Origin of the sequence: Collinsella sp. TM05-37 (genome assembly GCF_003436455.1) — a bacterium.
In the GTDB taxonomy this organism is placed as follows: Bacteria; Actinomycetota; Coriobacteriia; order Coriobacteriales; family Coriobacteriaceae; genus Collinsella.
Genome location: NZ_QSPN01000015.1, coordinates 3,563 through 24,140 on the forward strand (window position 1 = coordinate 3,563; position 20,578 = coordinate 24,140).

At 59.0% G+C, this 20,578-nt stretch carries 22 protein-coding genes; 19 read left to right on the forward strand and 3 right to left on the reverse strand.

Translation table 11 applies throughout. The features are described from left to right. Positions 1–240 precede the first annotated feature (240 nt). The 10 genes from DXD48_RS07860 (at position 241) to DXD48_RS07905 (ending at position 10,471) form a co-directional block, all read left to right on the forward strand. Positions 241–1,047: a double zinc ribbon domain-containing protein gene (locus tag DXD48_RS07860; protein ID WP_233502324.1), complete on the forward strand. Its 807-nt coding sequence runs from the start codon at positions 241–243 to the stop codon at positions 1,045–1,047. Positions 1,048–1,057: 10 nt separating this feature from the next. Continuing rightward, a complete protein-coding gene (locus tag DXD48_RS07865) occupies positions 1,058–2,167 on the forward strand; it encodes a hypothetical protein (protein WP_117564740.1) in 1,110 nt (369 codons plus the stop codon). Positions 2,168–2,917: 750 nt separating this feature from the next. After that, positions 2,918–3,910: an ABC transporter substrate-binding protein gene (locus tag DXD48_RS07870; protein WP_158548962.1), complete on the forward strand. Its 993-nt coding sequence runs from the start codon at positions 2,918–2,920 to the stop codon at positions 3,908–3,910. A 316-nt stretch (positions 3,911–4,226) separates the two neighbouring features. Beyond that, positions 4,227–4,811: a ribosome hibernation-promoting factor, HPF/YfiA family gene (gene hpf, locus DXD48_RS07875; protein ID WP_035137685.1), complete on the forward strand. Its 585-nt coding sequence runs from the start codon at positions 4,227–4,229 to the stop codon at positions 4,809–4,811. Positions 4,812–4,890: 79 nt separating this feature from the next. Continuing rightward, positions 4,891–5,844 (forward strand): DegV family protein, encoded by a 954-nt coding sequence (locus DXD48_RS07880; RefSeq protein WP_089572413.1) that lies wholly within the window; start codon positions 4,891–4,893, stop codon positions 5,842–5,844. Positions 5,845–5,942: 98 nt separating this feature from the next. Continuing rightward, positions 5,943–7,022: an NAD(P)-dependent oxidoreductase gene (locus DXD48_RS07885; RefSeq protein ID WP_117564742.1), complete on the forward strand. Its 1,080-nt coding sequence runs from the start codon at positions 5,943–5,945 to the stop codon at positions 7,020–7,022. Positions 7,023–7,027: 5 nt separating this feature from the next. Beyond that, the gene (locus DXD48_RS07890; RefSeq protein ID WP_055310425.1) at positions 7,028–7,456 is read left to right on the forward strand and encodes a hypothetical protein; all 429 of its coding nucleotides are present in this window, start codon (positions 7,028–7,030) and stop codon (positions 7,454–7,456) included. A gap of 15 nt (positions 7,457–7,471) precedes the next feature. Beyond that, positions 7,472–8,170 carry a HEAT repeat domain-containing protein gene (locus tag DXD48_RS07895; RefSeq protein WP_117564743.1) on the forward strand — a complete coding sequence of 233 codons (699 nt, stop codon included), beginning with the start codon at positions 7,472–7,474 and terminating at the stop codon, positions 8,168–8,170. 6 nt (positions 8,171–8,176) lie between these two features. Further along, positions 8,177–9,262, forward strand: coding sequence for an isocitrate/isopropylmalate dehydrogenase family protein (locus DXD48_RS07900; protein ID WP_117564744.1), 1,086 nt, complete (start codon positions 8,177–8,179; stop codon positions 9,260–9,262). Between the two features lie 126 nt (positions 9,263–9,388). Beyond that, positions 9,389–10,471 (forward strand): hypothetical protein, encoded by a 1,083-nt coding sequence (locus tag DXD48_RS07905; RefSeq protein WP_117564745.1) that lies wholly within the window; start codon positions 9,389–9,391, stop codon positions 10,469–10,471. A 112-nt stretch (positions 10,472–10,583) separates the two neighbouring features. On the opposite strand, the gene DXD48_RS07910 is transcribed toward DXD48_RS07905, so the two are convergent. Both DXD48_RS07910 and DXD48_RS07915 read right to left on the reverse strand, forming a co-directional pair. Beyond that, positions 10,584–10,820, reverse strand: coding sequence for a helix-turn-helix transcriptional regulator (locus tag DXD48_RS07910; protein ID WP_117564746.1), 237 nt, complete (start codon positions 10,818–10,820; stop codon positions 10,584–10,586). A gap of 9 nt (positions 10,821–10,829) precedes the next feature. Next, positions 10,830–11,468, reverse strand: a complete 639-nt coding sequence (locus DXD48_RS07915; RefSeq protein ID WP_117564747.1) for a DUF2975 domain-containing protein — start codon at positions 11,466–11,468, stop codon at positions 10,830–10,832. Positions 11,469–12,168: 700 nt separating this feature from the next. Here DXD48_RS07915 and DXD48_RS07920 point away from each other — a divergent pair. From DXD48_RS07920 to nagA, 8 genes are all read left to right on the forward strand, one after another. Further along, entirely contained in the window at positions 12,169–12,612 is a 444-nt protein-coding gene (locus DXD48_RS07920) for a PTS fructose transporter subunit IIA (protein WP_117564748.1), read from the forward strand. Then, positions 12,612–12,893, forward strand: a complete 282-nt coding sequence (gene yajC / locus DXD48_RS07925) for a preprotein translocase subunit YajC (protein ID WP_117564749.1) — start codon at positions 12,612–12,614, stop codon at positions 12,891–12,893. Before DXD48_RS07920 ends, yajC begins: the two co-directional genes overlap by 1 nt. Before the next feature lie 36 nt (positions 12,894–12,929). Further along, positions 12,930–13,412: a PTS N-acetylgalactosamine transporter subunit IIB gene (gene agaV, locus DXD48_RS07930; RefSeq protein WP_089572404.1), complete on the forward strand. Its 483-nt coding sequence runs from the start codon at positions 12,930–12,932 to the stop codon at positions 13,410–13,412. 90 nt (positions 13,413–13,502) lie between these two features. Next, complete coding sequence (locus tag DXD48_RS07935) at positions 13,503–14,303, forward strand: PTS sugar transporter subunit IIC (RefSeq protein WP_089572403.1); 801 nt, start codon at positions 13,503–13,505, stop codon at positions 14,301–14,303. Continuing rightward, positions 14,293–15,375 (forward strand): PTS system mannose/fructose/sorbose family transporter subunit IID, encoded by a 1,083-nt coding sequence (locus DXD48_RS07940; protein WP_055251210.1) that lies wholly within the window; start codon positions 14,293–14,295, stop codon positions 15,373–15,375. The genes DXD48_RS07935 and DXD48_RS07940 overlap by 11 nt, the downstream gene beginning before the upstream one ends. Before the next feature lie 185 nt (positions 15,376–15,560). Beyond that, positions 15,561–16,292: a GntR family transcriptional regulator gene (locus tag DXD48_RS07945; RefSeq protein ID WP_117564750.1), complete on the forward strand. Its 732-nt coding sequence runs from the start codon at positions 15,561–15,563 to the stop codon at positions 16,290–16,292. Positions 16,293–16,406: 114 nt separating this feature from the next. Then, entirely contained in the window at positions 16,407–17,573 is a 1,167-nt protein-coding gene (locus DXD48_RS07950) for an SIS domain-containing protein (protein WP_117564751.1), read from the forward strand. Between the two features lie 118 nt (positions 17,574–17,691). After that, complete coding sequence (gene nagA, locus DXD48_RS07955; protein WP_117564752.1) at positions 17,692–18,861, forward strand: N-acetylglucosamine-6-phosphate deacetylase; 1,170 nt, start codon at positions 17,692–17,694, stop codon at positions 18,859–18,861. A 75-nt stretch (positions 18,862–18,936) separates the two neighbouring features. Here nagA and DXD48_RS07960 read toward each other — a convergent pair whose 3' ends face one another. Further along, positions 18,937–19,521, reverse strand: coding sequence for a flavodoxin domain-containing protein (locus tag DXD48_RS07960; RefSeq protein ID WP_229089801.1), 585 nt, complete (start codon positions 19,519–19,521; stop codon positions 18,937–18,939). A gap of 156 nt (positions 19,522–19,677) precedes the next feature. On the opposite strand from DXD48_RS07960, the gene DXD48_RS07965 reads away from it, so the two are divergent. After that, positions 19,678–20,559 carry an aldose 1-epimerase family protein gene (locus DXD48_RS07965; RefSeq protein WP_117564753.1) on the forward strand — a complete coding sequence of 294 codons (882 nt, stop codon included), beginning with the start codon at positions 19,678–19,680 and terminating at the stop codon, positions 20,557–20,559. Positions 20,560–20,578 lie beyond the last annotated feature (19 nt).

Sequence of the window (20,578 nt, forward strand, 5' to 3'; positions counted from 1 at the left end):
GAGGATCGCGGTGGCGAGGGCTCGGCCGACCAGGGTCAAAAGCGCCGTCGTCGTCGCCGTTCCCGCAAGCCGCGCCAGGATGGTGGCGAGGGCTCGACCCCGTCTTCGGCCGCACCACAACCGCCCGCCGGCGAATAACGCCCGCGAGCGGATTTAACCCGCCTTACCCCAATCGCGTCGGGGTACCATAGCGCTGAATCAACAACCCTCCCTGCGACCGAATGTAGGGAGGGTTGTGTCTTGAAGAGCCATCTGAACAAATTGAGCCGTCTGCAGGGTGCCGGCGCCCTACCGTTTGCGGACGAATTGCTGCCGTTTGCCGAGCGGGCGGCACGCGAGGCACTCGAGGCATTGTCGCCAACACGATGTGCCGGCTGCGAGCGCGCCGGTGCGCTTATTTGCCAAGACTGCCTGGCCGCGCTCACGCTCATCGACCCACGTCATAGCTGCACCCGATGCGGCGCCCCGTTTGGGGATTTGCTGTGCACTGAGTGTTCGGTCGAGGGCACGTCCTCGGCAATGGCGGAGGCGCTCGACCGCTGCCTGGCGTGCTCCGTCTATGCGCATCCGCTGCCGCGCATCATTAAAGCGTACAAGGACGCGGGCGAGCGACGCCTGGCGCCGTATCTGGCGGAGCTGCTCTACGACACCGCCCTGCATGCCCAGGTCGTAGCGCCCGATCGCTTAGGAGGTGTGCTGTCCGGTGCGGATGCGGTGGTGTTTGTGCCTGCGACGGCGGCAGCGTTTCGGCGGCGTGGCTTTGATCATATGGAGGCCATTGCGCGCCCATTTTGCGAGCTGTCGGGCGTTCCCCTGCTCGATGCCCTCGTCAAGTACGGGCATGGCGACCAGCGCGAACTCGGTCGTGAGGAGCGTCGCGAGCGTGCCCAAGGCATGTACGAGACGGTTGAGGACGTGCGCGGCCGCCGTCTACTGCTTATCGATGACGTTATCACCACGGGCGCGACCATGGCAGCGGCCTCGGCGGAGCTCAAGCGTGCCGGCGCTGCGGCAGTCGATGGCCTTGCTATCGCACGTGTTTGGTAGGGGTGGTTTTGTGGCAGTGAAGATTGAGCGGCGCAACGAGCCGACAGGCGAACAGCTAGCGGCTTCCGTAATCCTAACAGGCGCTTCAGCGCTGCGCATGATGCGCGCCGAGCGCCGGCAGATGGGCTATATCAGCTGGAAGGACCTTAATCCCGATGAAGAGCGCCGTGTGCTGCGCACGTCGTCGCCCTCGACCGAGGATATCTATCTTCCTGACTTGGTGCGAATTGGAGCCGCAAGCGGCGAGGTGCAAGAGGATTTGTGCTTGCTGGTGGGATCTGCGGCGCAGCGCCGCCGCATGCCTAGCGTAGGCTGGTCCGTGTGTTCCGGGTTGCCCGCCGGCTCGATTCTAGAGGTGGAACCGGGGGTGTACAGCTTGTCTCCCGAGGCCCTCTGCCTTGCCGTTGCGCGCGAACTTGGCTGTATCCAGGCATTTGCCCTGGCCCAGGAGCTGTGCTCTAAGATTTCACTGAGCGACCGCGGGAAGTATCTGCCTCCCTACACCTCGCCTGTTACGAATAAACTTGCAAAGGACAAGGACCAGCCAGCAGACGTGGGCTACTTTGAAGTCGAGCCGGTGCTGATGCCCGATCGTCTGGCAGATTACCTTGCGGCATGCAAGGGGAATGTGGCCAAACAGCTGCTGCGTCTGTGTCCCTATCTTTCGGAAAACCTGCTCTCGCCCATGGAGTGCATCATGCTCGCCCTGTTTTCGCTTCCGTTTTCCTATGGCGGGTTTGCCTGCGGACCTTTTAAGACCGACTACAAGATCGAGTTCGATGACCGTGCGCAGGCAATCTCGGGGATGCCCCATGCAGTTTGCGATGCATATCAGGAGGCAGCCCGGTTTGACCTGGAATACAACGGTGAGCTGGGCCATTCCTCTCGGAGGGGACGTATCCATGATGAAAAGCGCAACACGGGCTTGATTACTATGGGAATCGAGGTCGCGACGGTCAACAACGAAATGCTCTGTGACATGGAAGCGATGGAAGCGCTCGCATGGCGCATGCACCAGCGTATGCGAAAGCGGTACCGGAATCGTGTCGATGCCCGCAGGAAGAAGCAAGAGGCGTTGCTTAATACGCTGCGGGCGTGTTTTGGGCTTAAGCCGGTCTAATTCACGTCGAAAATAGGGGGTTAATCATATGCCCTGGCCAAAATATGGCAAATATGAGTACTGTCACTAAATCAGTAACAGCAAAATCAAGGAATTTAGGACTCGGAGGCGTCATAAAGTAAGAAGATAATAAACAAATGTAGAATAACTAAGCATCAGGTTGGCGACACTGAGCGCAAAATCTGTCCGAGAGGCTAAAACTGCCTGTTACTAAATTGGTGACAGTACTCATATTTGCCATTTTTTGGCCACAGCACCCTAGGAAGGGTGCCCCGGAGCTCCCCATAGGGGAGCTCCGGGCTTCACAGGGGCACGAATAGCCCACTCCGACCTGCGAAATCTGTACTCGCGATGCGAATGACGCCCCTAACCTTAAACTTTAGCTTGAACTTAGCTATAATGCGCTACGTTCCTACCAGGCTGTGGTTGCGGACGGACGAAATGCCCGTCCTAGTCCAAGACAGACGCGGTCAAAGGGATCCACGTAAGCGACCGCGTGCGCGCGGCGCGATCATGGCGCGTCCTAGATGTAAGCCGCACCGTCCGTTCTACTTTCTTTGGGGCAATACCGCCTCGCGGGCGAGCGGGCCAGTCGTGAAGGTGGCTGCGGCCTCCCGAGCAAACACCCCGGTGCGCAAGTGTGGGGTCAAATACCAGGTCAGCTGGTGGGAACAATCTGATATTCCGCGCATCGCACGGATCGTATACGACACAGAAGGCAGGGTAGTGGACATGGTGAGGGGCAGCTTGATGCACGCGGCTCGGTTAGGTGCTGGGACCGCAGCGGTCATCGCCGTTTTGGGTCTGAGCGGATGCGCGTTCAACCCGCTGTCTACGTTCACGACTCCCACGATCGACCAGATCGAGTACGAGACCGTCACGCCCACGGTGTCGGATGATGCCCTGGTCACCCCCGGTACCCTGACGGTCGCCCTCGATACTTCCGATGCGCCGCAGGCCATGCAGGGCACCGACGGCGAGCTCACGGGGTATGCGGTCGACGCCGCCCGCGCCCTCGCAAGCCGCATGGGCCTTAAGGTCGCCTTTGTCGATGCGTCCTCGGCAGGTTCCGCGCTCGGCGACAAAAAGGCTGATATCTTTATCGGCGAGATCAACTCCACGGACGGGGACGTTAGCTCGCTCGGCACCTGCCTGTACGATGCCGCTTCCGTGTTCGGTAGAACCAGCGATGGTGGGTCGCTAAACGTTTCCACCGATACCCTTAACACGTCTACTCTGGGTGTCCAGATGTCCTCGGCCTCGCAGGAGGCGCTTGCTAAGCAGAGCATCACCGCCAACCAAAAGACCTACCCCAACATCAACGAGTGCTTTGAGGCGCTCGAGTCCGGCGAGGTCGACTATGTGATCTGCGACTCCACGGCCGGCGGCTACCTTGCACGCCTGATGAGCGAGATCTCCTATGTCGGTGCGCTCGAGGCGCCCTCGACGCTTGGTGTTGCGGGCCTCTCGTCCAATGACGAACTGTGCCGTGCCGTGAGCGATGCCCTCGACGGCATCACGGTCGACGGTACGCTCGAGGCGGTCCACTCCGTCTGGTACGGCACGATGCCCTATGACCTCACCACCAAGACGGTCTCGGGCGCCGACGTGCAGCCGACCGACACCGGATCCAGCGAGTCCGCATCCTCCGATTCGAGCAGCGATGGTGCATCCTCCGAGGATAAATCGTCCAGCCAGGAGGGCACTATCACCGACGACGACATTAACAAGCTCAATAGCTAGTTATTGCTAGGGGTGGCGTCTCCTATGCGCTAGGAGGGACGCCTCTTCACGGTTTCAACACGCATCGCCGGGCTCTCCCAACAGGGGAGCCCGGCTTTTTCGTTTCCATAAAACCAGCAGGTCAAAGACATTTTTTAGGTGCAAAACCAAAGTCGCCTCGCTCTTCCATAGCGCACTTTGCCACAGAAAAGTGCGAGACTTCGGTATGCGGTATCAAGCAGTCGTTATTCGGGTCTTTAGGAATCCGCGTGATTAAATGCACGGCAATGGGTACATAGCCAGTACAGTAAGTCCCCGAGGCAGATTGGAGCCACGTATGGATATCAAGGTTTCTGGACGCAAGACGACGGTAACCGATGCTCTGCGTGCGCATGTGGATGAGAAGATCGGCGAGGCGCTCAAGGTTTTCGATATCGAGCCCATGACGGTCGACGTTGTACTTCGTTATGAGAAGAACCCCTCGAACCCCAACCCGGCAATCGTCGAGGTTACGGTTCGTGCCCGCGGTTCGGTGATTCGCGTTGCCGAGCACGGTGCAGATATGTACGCCGCCATCGACCTCTCCGCCGATAAGGTCACCCGCCAGCTGCGTAAGTTCAAGACCAAGGTCGTGGACAACCGCCAGGGCGGTGCCAGCGCCGCGGATGTCGCACCGGTCGAGCGCGTCGAGGATCTGGCCGACCTGCTGCTGCCCGAGGAGGAAGACGACCTGCTCGTCCGCGAGAAGGTTATCGACGTCACTCCGATGACTGAGGAGCAGGCGCTGGTGCAGACCGATCTGCTCGGTCACGACTTCTACGTGTTCGAGAACGCGACGACCGGCCTTATCAATGTGGTGTATCACCGTAAGAATGGTGGATATGGCATCATCAAGCCCCGCATCGAAACACTTGACGAGTAAAATACGTTAACTTGCATGAGTTAACGGCTGGCGGCCATCCCATGCGGGTGGCCGCCTTTTTACGTAAGGAGTCGCTTTGATGGACAAGGCCGCATCCGCCGGTCATTCGGACCGTTGCCGCATCGTCGTCGATACCTGCTGCGACTTTAGCCCCGAGGTCGCCGCGAACCTCGATGTCGATATCTTGGGTTTCCCCTTCATTATCGATGGCGAGGAGCGCACGGATGACATCTGGTCGAGCATCACACCCAAGGAGTTCTACGACCGCATGCGCGCCGGTGCCCGCGTGTCCACCTCGGCTGTGTCGCTCGGTCGCTATATCGAGTTCTTTACCGAGTGCGCCAAAGAGGGTACGCCCACGGTCTACCTGTGCTTTACCTCGGCGCTGTCGTCGAGCTACAACTCCGCGTGCCAGGCGGCGGACGCCGTGCGCGCCGAGTATCCCAACTTTGAGCTGTACGTGGTCGACAACGCTCTGCCCTGCGCGACCGGCGAGCTCCTGGCGCTCGAGGCCGTGCGCCAGCGCTCGGCGGGACTGACTGCTAAGCAGCTGGTCGATTGGGCAAACGAGGCCAAGACCTACGTGCACGGTTACTTTACGCTCGAGAGCTTCGATGCGCTGGCTGCCGGCGGCCGCATTCCGCCCGCGGCGGCGCAGCTCACGGCAAAGCTCGACGTCAAGCCCGAGCTCTCCTACGACCTGGCCGGCTCGCTGTCGCTGATCGGCGTCAACCGCGGTCGCAAGAAGGCGCTCAAGTCCATCCTCAAGTCGTTCCGCGAGAACTACGTGCCCGATCGCACCATGCCCATCGCCATTATGACGGCCGATGCCGAAAAGGACGGCGACTGGCTCGAAGCCGCCATCCGCAAGGAGGAGGGTTGCGCCGACGTCACGATCATTCGCAGCTCCGTCGGTCCTACCATCGGCTCGCACGTGGGCCCCGGCATGGTGGCCTGCGCGTTTTGGGGTAAGAACCGCGCCGACAAGGCGTCGCTTTCCGACCGTATCGCCCGCCGCGTGCGCGGTCAGTAGGCAAGTAACGCGGCCGTAATCGATCCCAACTCACAGCCCAAACGCTGGCACCGAGTATTCAACCTGGTAATAACACCCAACCCAAAAGGAAAGGCTTCATGGCAAACAAGCTCTCTGTCGCATTCATCGGCGCCGGAATCATGGGTGCCCCCATCGCCGGCCACATCCTGGATGCCGGCTATCCCGTCACGGTCAACAACCGTACCAAGTCCAAGGCCGCCGCGCTTATCGAGCGCGGTGCCGTTTGGGCCGATACGCCGGCAGATGCCGTGGCGAACGCCGACGTCGTCTTTACCATGGTGGGTTATCCCTCCGAGGTCGAGGAGCTCTACCTGGCGGGCGACGGCCTGCTCGCGTGCACTAAGCCCGGCGCGGTCCTGATCGACCTCACCACAAGCTCGCCCGAGCTGGCGCGCGACATTGCCGAGGCCGCCCAGGTTTCCGGCCGCATGGCGTTTGACTGCCCCGTCACCGGCGGCGAGTCGGGCGCTATCGCCGGTACGCTCACGGCTATCGTGGGCGCTACCGAGAACGACATCGCGCCGGTCCGCGACATCCTTGCCACCTTTGCGGCCAACATCTGCTGCTTCGACGGCGCCGGCAAGGGCCAGGCTGCCAAGCTCGCCAACCAGGTGTCGCTGGGCGCCTGCATGGTCGGCATGGCAGACGCCATGGCATTTGCCGAGCTGAGCGGCCTTGACCTGGAGAAGACCCGCCAGATGATCCTGGGCGGTACCGGCAAGTCCGGCGCCATGGAGAGCCTGGCTCCCAAGGCGCTTGACGGCGACTACAAGCCCGGCTTTATGGTCGAGCACTTCATTAAGGACCTGCGCTTGGCGCTCGCTTACGCCGATGACCGCGAGCTCGCGCTGCCCGGTGCCGACGTCGCTTTTACGCTCTACGACATGCTCGACGCCATCGGTGGCGCCAAGCTGGGCACCCAGGCCATCACGGTTCTCTACAAGGAGGAGGCCGACGCCATCGCCGCCGGTCTGGACTGGTCGCAGTATCGCCCCGAGGAGCATGGCGCTCACGAGGAAGGTTGCGGTTGCGGCGAGCACGGCGAGGACCATGAGTGCGGCTGTGGCCATCACCATGGCGAGGACCACGAGTGCTGCGGCGGCCACGGCCATGACGACGGCCACGAGTGCTGCTGCGGCCACCATCACGGGGAGTAGCGCCCATGAGCTGGACGTTCGTGGTGCTTGCGCTGGTACTCTTTCTCTTTGCGATCTACATCGGCTTTCTGTGCGGCCAGTGGGCGTGCGAAAAGCGTGTCATCACCAAGCGCGACTACTGGATTGCCAACTTTGCAGGAGCGGCGGCGGTCGTCCTACTGACCTGGGTGTTCTCGCTGTTCCCGCTGGTGCAGTTTGCGCCGATCGGCTGGCTCGGCGGCTTTATCGCCGGCCTTAAGATGAGCTTTGGCGAGTCCGTCGGTCCATGGCGCAAGCACGACGAGGTTTTTAACGTCAACAAGGCTCATCGCGCCGCCGCCGACGCGGGCGACGCCGAGGAGCGCCGCCGTGCACGTCGCAATGGCGCGGCCGACCGGCAGCTCATCTCGGTCACCGATGACAGCAAGGGTGCTGGCAAGCACGCCAAGAAATAAAAAGAAGAGGTAACTATGGCAGAAAACAAAGACGAACAGCTCACCGACGAGGAGCTGGCACAGCTCCAGCTGGCGGAGGAGAACGAGAACGCCGTCGACCGTCTGGTCCAGGAGCTCGGCTGCCCCACGCGCCGCATCCGCCAGTTTGCCGCCCGCGTGCTGCACCTGCTTGCCGAGCGCGATCCGCAGCGCGTCGTGCCCTGCGTGCCCGCGTTGATCGAGGCGCTCGACCGCCCCGAGGCGCAGACCCGCTGGGAGGCCCTCGATGCCCTGACGGCGCTCGCCACCACCTGCCCCGAGCAGCTGGGCGATGCCTTTGAGGGCGCCGAGACCGCACTGTTCGACGAGATCTCCTCCACGCTGCGCTATGCCGCCTTCCGCCTGCTGTGCGTGTGGGGCGCCACGAGCGTCGAGCGTTCGCGCGAGGCTTGGCCCATCCTGGACGAGGCCATCCAGTGCTACCACGGCGACCTTGAGTATCGCGACATGCTCGGTTGCCTGTACGAGTTTTGCCAGGGCGAGATCGACGCCGAGGTTGCCGAGAAGCTTGCGCTGCGCCTTAAGTTCGATGCCGAGAACGGTAAGGGCAGCTATCTTAAGGCCCGTTCGAGCGAGATTTGCGAAATGCTTGTTAAACGTTTTGGCCTGGATCTCTCCAAAAAGAAGAAGCGTGCTAGCGTAAAAAAATCTGACGACGCCGAAGACGAGGAGTAACAGATTATGGCGCACGATGTAGTCCTGATTCCCGGTGACGGTATCGGTCCCGAGATTACGCAGGCCATGCGCCGCGTGGTCGAGGCCACCGGTGTCCAGATCAACTGGAACGTCCAGGAGGCCGGTGCCGGCGTCATGGACGAGTTTGGCACGCCGCTGCCCCAACATGTGCTCGATGCGGTCGCCGAGACCAAGGTTGCCATCAAGGGCCCCATCACCACGCCGGTCGGCACGGGCTTCCGCAGCGTTAACGTCGCCCTGCGCAAGCACTTCGACCTGTACGCCTGCGTGCGCCCCTGCCTGTCGCAGCCGGGCGACGGCTCGCGCTTCCGCGACGTCGACCTGGTCATCGTGCGCGAGAACACCGAGGACCTCTACGCCGGCATCGAGTTCGATGAGGGCGCTGCCGAGGTCGAGGAGCTCTCGCAGCTTGTCGAGCGTTCGGGCCAAAAGACCTTCGCCGCCGATTCCGCGATCTCGATCAAGCCGATCTCCATCGCCAAGAGCCGCCGCATTGTGGAGTATGCCTTTGAGTATGCCCGCCGCTGCGGCCGCAAAAAGGTGACGGCCGTGCATAAGGCCAACATCATGAAGGCGACCGACGGCTTGTTCCTGCGCGTAGCGCGCGAGGTGGCCTCCAACTATCCCGATATCGAGTTCAACGACAAGATCGTCGACGCCACCTGCATGGGCCTGGTCCAGAACCCCAACGACTTCGATGTCTTGGTGCTGCCCAACCTGTACGGCGACATCGTGAGCGACCTGTGCGCCGGCCTGGTTGGTGGCCTGGGTATGGCTCCGGGTTCCAACATCGGTGCCGATTGCGCCATCTTTGAGGCAACGCACGGCTCCGCGCCCGATATCGCCGGTCAGGATATCGCCAACCCCACGGCCGAGATTCTCTCTGCTGCGATGATGCTCGATCACCTGGGCGAGAACGACGCCGCCAACCGCATTCGCGCCGCCGTCTCCGCCACGCTTGGCGAGGGCGAGCAGGTTACCGGTGACGTGCGCCGTGCTCAGACCGGCTCCGTCGAGGGGGCCGTGGGCACGCAGGCCTTTGCCGATGCCGTTATCGCGCACCTGGCCTAAGGTACGCACGCTGCAAACGCCTAAATAGTACTTAAGTGTTTGCGTATAACCTAAGAATGAATACGCCCGGCGCCTCGTCGGGCGTATTCTATTGGGGACTATGTTTCCTAACAAGGAGTAATTGATATGGGTCTGATTCAAAAGAAGGACGAGAAGGACGAGATCGACGGCATCCAGATCATCGAGCGCGGCGAAGGCCCCGACGGTGACGAGGACGAGAAGATCGACCTGGTCGCCGGCACGTCTGCCGAGCACATTGCCGCCGGCACGACGGCCGAGGAGGAGGATGCTCGCCTGGAGGCAAAGATCGCCGCGGACGCCGCCGACGAGAACCTCATGCCCGAGGAGCAGGACGAGGACGACTCCGATGCGGACGACCATGCATCCAAGCACAAGAAGACGATGATCGCCGCCTTTGTGGTCGCCATCGTGATTGCTGCGGTGGTCGGCTTCTTTATTGGCAATGGCGGCTTTGGCGGCAAGGGTGTCGGCTCGTCGACCCTGACCGAGGACCAGCTCGATTCGACCGTGGCAAGCTATAGCTACAACGGCAAGAAGAGCGATATCACCGCGCGCGAGGCTATCGAGAGCCAGTACAGCCTCGACACCGTCAAGGATAGCGATGGCAACTACACCGCTCCGTCTGCCGACGTTATCCTGTCCTATGTGCGCAACAAGATCCTGCTCGACGCTGCCGAGGACGAGGGCATTACCGTCTCTTCTAAGGAGATGAAGAAGTACGCCGAGGATTCCATCGGCACTTCGGACTACAAGACCATGGCCACGCAGTACGGCGTGTCCAAGGACCAGGCCAAGCAGATCGTCCGTCAGTCCGCGACGCTGCAAAAGCTCTACAAGAAGAAGGTGGGCGATAGCTCTGCAAGCATGCCGACCGCCCCGACCGAGCCTGCTGACGGCAACGAGGAGACCGCGAGCAAGGACTACGCCGACTACATCATCAAACTTGCCGGCGACGAGTGGGATAGCTCGAAGGGCACCTGGAAGGACGCCGACAGCACCTATGCTAAGGCCTTCGCCGACGATGCCTTTACCGCCGATAGCGCCACCTATAAGCAGGCCATGACTGCCTATTACACTGCTTACCAGCAGTATTCTTCGCAGGCTTCGAGCGCCAGCTCCAAGTGGACCGAGTATGCCAACGGCCTGTACGCCAAGGCCAACATCAGCATCTACGGCCTGTTTGCGTAAGATTTGCCCGAGCTACCGAGCGCGAAGCTGATATATCTGATTAAGCCCGCTAGAACGGATGTCGTTCTAGCGGGCTTATTGCGTTTAGGCGCTGGTGGCTAAATTATGTCTATTAATCTTTAAGTCCAAAGAGGTTATCGGCTTCATCGTCAGGCATATATTCCAGTACATCGCCCGGTTGGCAGTCGAGTGCCCGGCATATCGCGTCAAGAGTTGAAAAGCGCACGGCAGAAACCTTGCCCGTCTTGATGCGCGACATATTGACCTGGGAGATACCCACGCGTTCCGCAAGCTCTTTGGATGAAATCTTGCGTTCGGCAAGCATGCGGTCGAGCCGCAGAATAATCATGGATTCCCCCTAGAGCAACTCGTCATCTTGTTTTTGCAGGATACACCCGTACTGGAAGATGCTGGCAATCAGGCTAATAATTAGGCCTGCAAAGAGCATAGAGAGGTCGAGATGCTGCCCGCCAAGCGCATCCGTAAAGCTACCGCCAAATCCTGAGAGTATCAGCCCTGTGACTATGGCACCAAAAAGTTTCACGGCAGCGCCGCCGATAAGGAACAAATGTCCTATTTGACGTAGTATGCGGATGCATTCGAGGTCAAAGGGCCTGCCCGCCTTTTCAATGGCGGAGAAAAACCTGTATGCGCTTAGCGCGATGGCAAGCGCGAGGCATGCCATCATGGCGCTCCCTATGGCAGTATGACCGTCGTGCGCGACAAGCATAAGAGGAGTCTGTTCATTGGTGCCGACGAGAGCGAGAATTGGCCCTTCGCTAGCCTCAAGCTCTACGGATTGGAGACAGAACCCTTGGGAGAGGCTAGGCAATATGACTAGATCTTCGATTGCAATGACTGCGAGGAGTGCCAGAGCGAGCGCCACGATGGTGCAGATTGTGCCCCATTTGCAGTAGCGAGTGAGCTTCCTCAGTTTGGCTATTGCCTGTTCACGGTCGATGGCTTCATTCGATTTGGATACGTTCCAGCGGATCATAGCTCCTCCAACCAATGTCTTGGATGATACTTGTATCTTATATCATACTTAATGATAAACGATAAACAATTACAGATTAGAGTAAGTAATGTTTGTGAGACGAATAGCGAGAGCTATGGCATATTCAGGGAATGGGAGTTTGGAACGCGGGGGATGGACGAGTATTGAAATACCCTGCAACCGCGCAAGTGCTTCATCGAGTCTCCCCAATTCATCTAGGAAAAAGGCTGCAAACGATTGAAATTCTCCGGTGAACGGTCGAAAACTACCGTTCACCGATAATTTCTAAACTGGTTCTAACTGGTATTAAGTCAAAAAGACCAATTCACAAATCTTCACAATGACCTGCACTTTTTCTACACGCTATATTTAGCCACCCTGTGTTGTTTAGACACGAAAATAGTTGTGATCGATTGCCAAAGCATTTCGAAACGGTTTCAAAACTGCAGGTAGAAGTGTTAATGAGCGGTAAACGGTCGATTTATCACCGTGAACGGTGCAAAAACGTTTTACTGTATGAATCAGCGAAAGCGACCTCTTCTGGGGTGATATAGTGACAACAACACGTCACGTGGTTACTACCAGTTGAGAGACCACTGGTCTTCAAAGAACGCTTTCCAAGAAGCTTTAAGGGCGTCCGCCCGCTGGCTTCCGAAAACATCGGACTCAGATCGTACACACCTTCGGAAGGGAAATTTGAATGGTTGGCTTTATTCTTACCGGTCATGGACAGTTCGCACCCGGCCTCGCAAGCGCTATCGCTATGGTCGCCGGTGATCAGCCCGCTTTTACCGTCGTTCCTTTCGAGGGCGACCAGGCTGCTTCCTACGGTGAGGATCTCCGCGCCGCTATCACCGCCATGCGCGAGGAGTGCGATGGCGTGCTCGTCTTTACCGACCTGCTTGGTGGTACCCCGTTCAACCAGGCAATGATGATTGCCCAGGATGTCGACAACGTCGAGATTCTGACTGGCACGAACCTTCCCATGGTTATTGAGCTTCTGTTCCTCCGCGGCAACGCTACGCTCGCCGAGCTTGGCGAGCAGGCCGTGACCGTTGGCCAGACGGGCATCACCGCCCAGACGGTTGCCTCCGTCGCTGGTGCCGAGGAAGAGGATATCTTCGGTGACGAGGACGGCATCTAATGGCCGATTTCGGAGCCAGCGTCCTGAGCTCCTCGGTCGCTCTTTTAGGCCTGCTTGTCGTCATGGGCTTGATTTACACCATCTGGTCGCAAATCAACATGAAGAAGAAGCAGAAGTACTTCAAGGAGCTACACACCGAGCTCAAGCCGGGTCAGGAGGTTCTTTTCGCCGGCGGTATCTACGGAACCGTCAAAGGCATCGAAGGCGAGAAGGTCCAGATCAAAGTCCGATCCGGCGCCGTTGTAGATGTTTCGCGTTACGCGATTCAGGAGATCAAGTAACTGTCGTCAGCAAATAACGAAAGGAAGCTGATCAACATGGCAGAACCCAACATTCTTCTTACCCGCATCGATAACCGACTGGTCCATGGTCAGGTCGCTACCCAGTGGAACTCCACCTTGGGCTCCAACCTCATTCTCGTCGCCAACGACGATGTGTCGACCAACACCATGCGCCAGAACCTCATGAAGATGGCCGCTCCCGCCGGCGTCGCTACTCGTTTCTTCTCTCTGCAGAAGACCATCGACGTCATTGGCAAGGCGAGCCCGCGCCAGAAGATCTTCATCGTGGCCGAAACACCGGAAGACGTGCTTACGCTCGTCAAGGGCGGTGTGCCTATAAAGAAGGTAAACATCGGCAACATGCACATGTCGGAAGGAAAGCGCCAAGTCGCCACCTCCGTCGCAGTTAACGACGAGGATGTCGCTGCGTTTAAAGAGCTGCAGGAATTGGGGGTGGAGTTGGAGATCAGGCGCGTTCCGAGCACGCCTGTTGAGGACACGAGCAAGCTCTTCTCGTAATCCTCATGATCCACGTTGTCAGGAATGAAACCCTGACATTCTGTACGTGAAATCCAAAGTGCGTACATACATTTTGAAAGGAGGAGCAAGATGGAATACTCGATCATCCAGGTCGCTCTGGTCTTCATCGTCACGTTCGTCGCGGCAATCGACCAGTTCAACTTCCTCGAGTCTCTCTATCAGCCCATCGTCACCGGCGCCGTCATCGGTCTTATCCTTGGCGACCTCAACACCGGTCTTCTCGTGGGTGGTACCTATCAGCTCATGACGATCGGCAACATGCCGATCGGAGGCGCTCAGCCGCCTAACGCCGTCATCGGCGGCATCATGGCAGCCATTCTCGCTATCGCTACGGGCCTCGAGCCCAACGCGGCAGTCGGCCTTGCCATTCCGTTCGCTCTGCTTGGTCAGCTCGGCGTTACCCTGGTCTTCACGCTTATGTCGCCGCTCATGTCCTCTGCGGACAACATGGCTCACAACGCTGACACCAAGGGTATCGAGCGTCTGAACTACTTCGCCATGGCTCTGCTCGGCCTGATCTTCGCCGTCGTCGTCACCCTGTTCTTCATCGCTGGCGCCACCATCGGTCAGACCATCGCTTCCGCCATCCCGACTTGGCTGCAGACCGGTCTCTCCGCTGCAGGCGGCATGATGCGCTTCGTCGGCTTCGCCGTCCTGCTCAAGGTTATGATGAACCGCGATATGTGGGGCTTCTTCCTCATGGGCTTTGGCCTCGCGCTCATCACCGTTGCCAACGATTCTCTGGCAACCCCTGCTCTGCTCATCCTCGCTCTCATCGGCTTCGGCATCGCTTTCTGGGACTTCCAGCAGCAGACCGAGCTGAAGGGTGCAGCTGTTTCTGACGGAGGTGACTTCGAAGATGGCATCTAATGAGTATGTGATCCCAGAGCACTACGAGGATCTCACTCCTGCTCCGCAGCTCGACCAGAAGACCCTCAACAAGATGGCCTGGCGCTCCTGCTTCCTGCAGGCCTCGTTCAACTACGAGCGTATGCAGGCCGCCGGTTGGCTCTACTCCATCATCCCCGGTCTGGAGAAGATCCACACCAACAAGAACGACCTCGCGGCTTCCATGAGCCACAACCTGGAGTTCTTCAACACCCATCCGTTCCTTGTCACCTTTGTTATGGGCATCGTGCTTTCGCTCGAGCAGAACAAGGTTGACATCCCCACGATCCGCGCCGTCCGCGTCGCCGCAATGGGCCCGCTCGGTGGTATCGGTGACGCCCTGTTCTGGCTGACGCTTGTGCCTATCACGGCCGGCATCACCTCCAACATGGCCATCAACGGCAATGCCGCTGCGCCGATCATCTTCCTGGTGATCTTCAACGTCGTCCAGTTCGCTCTGCGCTTCTGGCTCATGAACTGGTCCTACAAGCTTGGCACCAGCGCTATTGACGCTCTGACCGCCAACATGCAGGCCTTCACGCGTGCCGCTTCCATCATGGGCGTCTTCGTCGTCGGTTGCCTGGTCGTCACCATGGGTGGCACCCAGATCAACCTCCAGATCCCCAATGGCACCACCCGTGGCCTCTCCGCTACTACCGTGATCGTCTCCGAGAAGGAGGCCGAGAACTTCACCGGTATGGAGGGCATCGATACCGAGACCGCTGAGGCCGGTACCATCGCCATGACCGATAAGGACGGCAACGCCCTTACCGCTTCCGATGCCGACGGCAACGCTGTCGAGTGCGGCGTCACCGATCTGGGCAACGGCATGGAGTCCGTTACCTACGGTACCGTCACCGAGGATCCGGTCAACTTCTCTGTTGCCGACACCCTCAACACCATCGTCCCCAAGCTCGTCCCGCTTATGCTTACGCTGCTGCTTTACTACATGTTCGCTAAGCACAGCTGGACCCCGACCAAGGGCATTCTCCTGCTCTTCGTCCTTGGCATCCTGGGCGCTGGCCCGCTTGGTCTCTGGCCGAGCATCTGGTAAGGCTCTAGCTTGAGGGGTGTGTCCCTACGCGGCTCACACCCCGACCCCTTAAGCCATGTGTATGTTAAAAGCCGCGTGCTCGAAAGAGCGCGCGGCTTTTGTTTTCTTGATGATTCGGGTGTGGCAGACAGATAATGCTTAACACCCTAGGTAGTTAGCCGAATTCGAGCAAAAGGGAGGTTAGGATGGCGATCGGAGCGCGTAAGCAACCGCTGTACGATCAGCTGGTCGATATTCTGACCGAAAAGATTGACCATGAATATCGCGCCGGTGACATGATTCCTTCCGAGCGCGAACTTTCGGAGCGCTATGGTCTCTCGCGCACTACGGTACGCCTGGCTCTGCAGGAACTGGAGCGTTTAGGACTGGTGGTTCGGCAGCACGGTCGCGGTACCTTTGTGACCGACCGTTCGGCAAAGGCAACCAATCTTATGCAGTCCTACAGCTTTACCGAGCAGATGCGCGCGATGGGTCGTGACCCCGAGACCACGATTCTCGAGTTTTGCGAGATGGAGGCCGATAAGAATCTGGCCGAGCATATGGGATTGCGTATCGGTGATCGCATTTTTAAGCTCAAGCGCCTTCGTTCTGCCGACAACATGCCCATGATGGTCGAACGCAGCTATCTACCGGTTCGTCAATTTCTGTCCCTAAAGCGACCGCTGCTGGAGCGTAAGCCGCTTTACGATGTGATTGAGCAAGACTTTCAGCAAAAAATACGTGTGGCCGAAGAGGAGTTCTATGCGAGCATAGCCCGTCCCACCGATGCCCACCTTTTGGAAATTGTCGAGGGCTCGCCTGTGCTCGATTTGGTTAGGACTACGTATAACGAGTCAAACGAGGTTGTGGAGTATACGCTCTCGGTTGCTCGTGCCGATCAGTTTAAATACAAGGTTTACCACCAGCGTAGCGACTAGTGTTGGCGTCGTTTCCATATGATGATTCTTTGTATTTAACTGGTTACTACCAGATAACCAACCGAAGTGTATAATTGCACGTCAGAGGATTACTTCTAGAGAGAGGTATTAGAAATGTTCGAGAAGAGTGTCGAGAAGCTCACCGAGCTCGGCGCCCAGATCACCACGGCCGAGATTGCTCAGCAGCCCGAGCTTTGGCGTGATACGCTCAACATCTATCGCGAGAACAAGGAGGCCATCGAGGCCTTTCTGGCCGAGGCTCGCGCTATGGGCGAGGGCCGTCTGTCCGTTGTCTTCACCGGTGCCGGTACGTCCGACTATGTTGGCGATACCTGCGCCCCGTATCTGCGTCACGCCGGCAACACTGATCTCTACGACTTTAAGCCCATCGCCACGACCGACATCGTGAGCGCCCCGCGCGACTTCCTGCGCGCTGAGGATCCCACGCTCGTGGTTTCCTTTGCCCGCTCTGGCAACAGCCCCGAGAGCCTTGCCGCCGTTGCCGTTGCCAAGGAGCTCGTCCACAACGTCAAGTTCCTCAACATCACCTGCGCGCCCGAGGGCAAGCTCGCCGTCGAGTCCGCCGATGATCCCAATGCGCTGACGCTGCTCATCCCGCGCGCCAACGACAAGGGCTTCGCCATGACCGGCTCCTACACCTGCATGACCCTGCTCTCTACTCTCATCTTTGACGAGGCTTCCGACGAGCAGAAGGCCGAGTGGGTCGAGACCATCGCCAAGATGGGCGAGGAGGTCATCGCTCGCGAGTCTGAGGTTGCCGACTACCTCGCTGGCGACTTCAACCGCGTGACCTACCTTGGCTCCGGCTCCTTTGGCGGCCTTGCTCAGGAGAGCCAGCTCAAGATCCTCGAGCTTGCTCATGGCCTGGTTGCCACTTCCTACGACACCTCCATGGGCTATCGTCACGGACCTAAGTCCTTCGTCGACGATAAGACGCTCGTCTTCGTATTCGTCAACAACGACGCCTACACCCGTCAGTACGACATCGACATCCTCAACGAGATCGGTGGCGACGATATTGCTCAGCACACCGTTGCCGTTCAGCAGGATGGCGCTACTGTCTACGAGGGTGAGTCCTTCACCTTTAAGGGCTATGAGGCACTCCCCGAGGGTTACCTTGCTCTGCCGTTCGTGATGTTTGCCCAGGCAATCAGCCTGCTCAACTCCGTGCGCGTGGGCAACACGCCCGATACGCCGAGCCCCACCGGCACGGTCAACCGCGTGGTCAAGGGCGTGACGATTCACCCCTTCACCGCTTAATCGCGTCCCCCCTGTAAGGGCGCCCGTCCGCTCATAACGGCGGGCGGGCGCTTTTTGTTTTACGTGAGCTGGGTATAAGCATCACCACAGTCAACTGCTTTAGAAGCAAGGAGTGCATATGAGCACGTACGCAATTAAGGCTGACAAGTTCTTCTTGCCGGCAGGCCCGCAACTGGGCGGCTATCTTATGGTCGAGGATGGCGTCTTTGGCGCCTGGCAGGCCGACGAGCCCTCTTGCGAGATTAAGGATTACACGGGATCGTGGATCGCACCGGGTATGGTCGACACCCACATCCATGGCTTCTATAACCACTCGACTACCGATAACGATCCCGAGGGCATCGATATCAGCTCGACCGAGCTCGCCCGTCGCGGCACCACCAGCTGGCTGCCCACGACGTTCACCGATGGCGTCGAGCAGATTAAGGACGCCTGCGCCGCCATCGCCCAGGCGGACGAGGGTCGCGGCCCCGACTTCTGCGGTGCTCGCATTCAGGGCATCTACCTGGAGGGCCCTTTCTTTACCATGAAGCACGTGGGCGCGCAGAACCCCGCTTATCTGATCGACCCCTCCGAGGAGGTCTTCGATCAGTGGCAGGAGGCTGCGGGCGGTCGCATCGTTAAGAGCGCCATGGCGGCCGAGCGCGACGGTGCCGCTGCTTATGCGGCTGCTCTGAACGCCAAGGGTGTGGTGACCAGCATCGGTCACTCCGACGCCACCTACGATGAGTGCATCGCCGCCATCAACGCCGGTGCCAGCTGCTTTACGCATACCTATAACGGCCAGCGCGGGCTGCATCACCGCGAGCCCGGTGTCGTGGGTGCAGCCATGTCCACGCCCGAGACCTACGCCGAGATCATCTGTGACGGCAAGCACGTAAACCCTGCCGCCATCAAGGCGCTGCTGCAGGCAAAGGGCTGGCAGCATACGGTGCTCATCACCGACTGCCTTGGCTGCGGCGGCATGCCCGAGGGCAGCTACACCAGTGGCGGCATGGACGTCATCATGAAGGACAACCTGTGCTGGCTCGCCGATGGCAAGAGCATTGCCGGCTCTGTGCTCACGCTTGCCCAGGGCGTCAAGAACGTTGTCGACTGGGGCATCGCCAGCGCCGATATCGCCATTCGTATGGCAACCGAGGTGCCGGCGCGCTCTGCGCACATCGAGGGTAAGTGCGGCAGCATCATGCCGGGTCGCGACGCCGACTTTGTCGTCTTCGACCATGAGCTCACCCTCGTCGAGACGTATGTTGGCGGCCAGAGCGTCGGCAACGCCTTTACCGAGTAACGATAGAAAAAGACGGCGGGCCCGAATCTGCTCGGACCCGCCGTATGGGTTAAACGCTCAAAAGCACCTTTACAGTTACAGCTTGTTAGCGATCTTCTTTGCCGTGCGCTTGACGCCGGCCACAAGACCTCCTGCAGGATGCTCCTTCTCGTAGGCTAGACGCTTCTCGCGCTTGGCGTACTCTTCGACGATGATGTCGCCATACTCGTCTTCGATCTTGTCGAAGAAATCGACGGCGCCCTTAATTTCCTCAGCGGTCGGGTGTCCCTTTTGGACACCGCCGGTGAGTTTGAACGGCCCCCACGTATCAAAGCCGGGGCAGCCGTAGACACCCATAAAGATGGCCTGCCTCATGCGGCAGATGCCATCGATATCCTTGCCGTACCACTTGTTTTTGCCACCGTAGGTCATAAGGCCAAACACCTTGTCCTGCGGCTGCAGCACATTGGTGAGCACGCGTGCCATATCTTTGTCGATCTCGGAGTAATAGATGCCCGTGGCAACGCCGATCAGATGATATTCGTGCAGGTTGGGGTACTCGTTTTTACCGAGTGACTTCACGTCGAGGGTATCGATTTCGGGGTGCGCCTCGACGATGGCGTCCACGAGCTTTTTCGTATTGCCGTGGTGGCGCGAGGCATAAAGGATGATGGTTCGCATAAGAAGGCCTTTCAGCTGTAATTGCATCAATGTCTGTATGGTACCCCGTTGTATGGCTGGGAAACCGGACGCATCGATGAACGTGCGGGTTTGTCCTTTGGTCAGGGCCGAGACGGGTACTTGCGAGCAAAAAGCAGTTGTCCGAAAGGATGGATAATGGAATACGCTCTTTCCAACGATTCGATTTCTATCAAGGTTTCCACGGCCGGCGGCTCGTTTACCTCGATTGAGGCTAACGGACGCGAGTATTTGTGGCAGGGTGACCCCGCAGTGTGGTCCGGTCAGGCGCCGGTCTGCTTTCCGATTTGCGGAGGCCTGCGCGACGGTAACGCCATGACGTTTGCCGGGCATCATGTGAAGCTCGCCCGCCACGGCTTTGCGCGTAAGCAGGAGTGGAAGCTGTTGAGCCAAAGCGCAAACGAGCTGGCTATGTGCCTGGCATCCGAGGATAACGCCGCGCTGCTGAGCGATTATCCGTATCCGTTTAAGCTTGTCGCCCGCTATACGCTCGAGGACGCCACTGTGCGCGTCGCCTATGAGGTTACCAACGAGGGCACCGAGGACATGCCGTTCTTTATCGGTGGACATCCCGGCTTTAGGTGTCCGCTCGATGAGGGCGAGGCCTATACGGACTACGAGTTGCGCTTTGAGAAGGACGAGGCTGCGGAGCTTTGCACCGCCGTGCCCTCGACCGGATTGATTGATGTAGCTAATCGTTCAAAGAACCCCATGGTGGGAAAGACGCTGCCCCTGTCGCATGAGCTCTTCGATTTTGCGGAGACCATCTTTGACGTGCTTGAGAGCCGTCAGGTCACGCTTTCCAAGAAGGGCGAGGACAAGGGCGTCCGCCTGAGCTTCGAGGGCTTCCCGTATCTCATTGTGTGGAGCAAGCCCGAGGGCGATTTTGTGGCAGTTGAACCCTGGGGCGGCCTTTCGACCTGCTCCGATGAGGACGACGTGCTTGAGCACAAGCGTGGCTGCCTTATCGCCAAGCCCAAAGAAACCATCGTACGCTCGTTCACAATCGAGATTCTGTAGTCGCATGTAGCCAATTCGT

Bases quoted from the DNA above. Each gene is read 5' to 3' on its own strand.
- hpf (WP_035137685.1), top strand. From the start codon at position 4,227: ATGGATATCAAGGTTTCTGGACGCAAGACGACGGTAACCGATGCTCTG.
- yajC (WP_117564749.1), top strand. From the start codon at position 12,612: ATGGCCGATTTCGGAGCCAGCGTCCTGAGCTCCTCGGTCGCTCTTTTA.
- nagA (WP_117564752.1), top strand. From the start codon at position 17,692: ATGAGCACGTACGCAATTAAGGCTGACAAGTTCTTCTTGCCGGCAGGC.
- DXD48_RS07940 (WP_055251210.1), top strand. From the start codon at position 14,293: ATGGCATCTAATGAGTATGTGATCCCAGAGCACTACGAGGATCTCACT.
- DXD48_RS07870 (WP_158548962.1), top strand. From the start codon at position 2,918: ATGCACGCGGCTCGGTTAGGTGCTGGGACCGCAGCGGTCATCGCCGTT.
- DXD48_RS07900 (WP_117564744.1), top strand. From the start codon at position 8,177: ATGGCGCACGATGTAGTCCTGATTCCCGGTGACGGTATCGGTCCCGAG.
- DXD48_RS07910 (WP_117564746.1), bottom strand. From the start codon at position 10,820: ATGATTATTCTGCGGCTCGACCGCATGCTTGCCGAACGCAAGATTTCA.
- DXD48_RS07945 (WP_117564750.1), top strand. From the start codon at position 15,561: ATGGCGATCGGAGCGCGTAAGCAACCGCTGTACGATCAGCTGGTCGAT.
- DXD48_RS07905 (WP_117564745.1), top strand. From the start codon at position 9,389: ATGGGTCTGATTCAAAAGAAGGACGAGAAGGACGAGATCGACGGCATC.
- DXD48_RS07935 (WP_089572403.1), top strand. From the start codon at position 13,503: ATGGAATACTCGATCATCCAGGTCGCTCTGGTCTTCATCGTCACGTTC.
- DXD48_RS07960 (WP_229089801.1), bottom strand. From the start codon at position 19,521: ATGCGAACCATCATCCTTTATGCCTCGCGCCACCACGGCAATACGAAA.
- DXD48_RS07950 (WP_117564751.1), top strand. From the start codon at position 16,407: ATGTTCGAGAAGAGTGTCGAGAAGCTCACCGAGCTCGGCGCCCAGATC.
- DXD48_RS07895 (WP_117564743.1), top strand. From the start codon at position 7,472: ATGGCAGAAAACAAAGACGAACAGCTCACCGACGAGGAGCTGGCACAG.
- DXD48_RS07920 (WP_117564748.1), top strand. From the start codon at position 12,169: ATGGTTGGCTTTATTCTTACCGGTCATGGACAGTTCGCACCCGGCCTC.
- DXD48_RS07885 (WP_117564742.1), top strand. From the start codon at position 5,943: ATGGCAAACAAGCTCTCTGTCGCATTCATCGGCGCCGGAATCATGGGT.
- DXD48_RS07965 (WP_117564753.1), top strand. From the start codon at position 19,678: ATGGAATACGCTCTTTCCAACGATTCGATTTCTATCAAGGTTTCCACG.
- DXD48_RS07915 (WP_117564747.1), bottom strand. From the start codon at position 11,468: ATGATCCGCTGGAACGTATCCAAATCGAATGAAGCCATCGACCGTGAA.
- DXD48_RS07890 (WP_055310425.1), top strand. From the start codon at position 7,028: ATGAGCTGGACGTTCGTGGTGCTTGCGCTGGTACTCTTTCTCTTTGCG.
- DXD48_RS07880 (WP_089572413.1), top strand. From the start codon at position 4,891: ATGGACAAGGCCGCATCCGCCGGTCATTCGGACCGTTGCCGCATCGTC.
- agaV (WP_089572404.1), top strand. From the start codon at position 12,930: ATGGCAGAACCCAACATTCTTCTTACCCGCATCGATAACCGACTGGTC.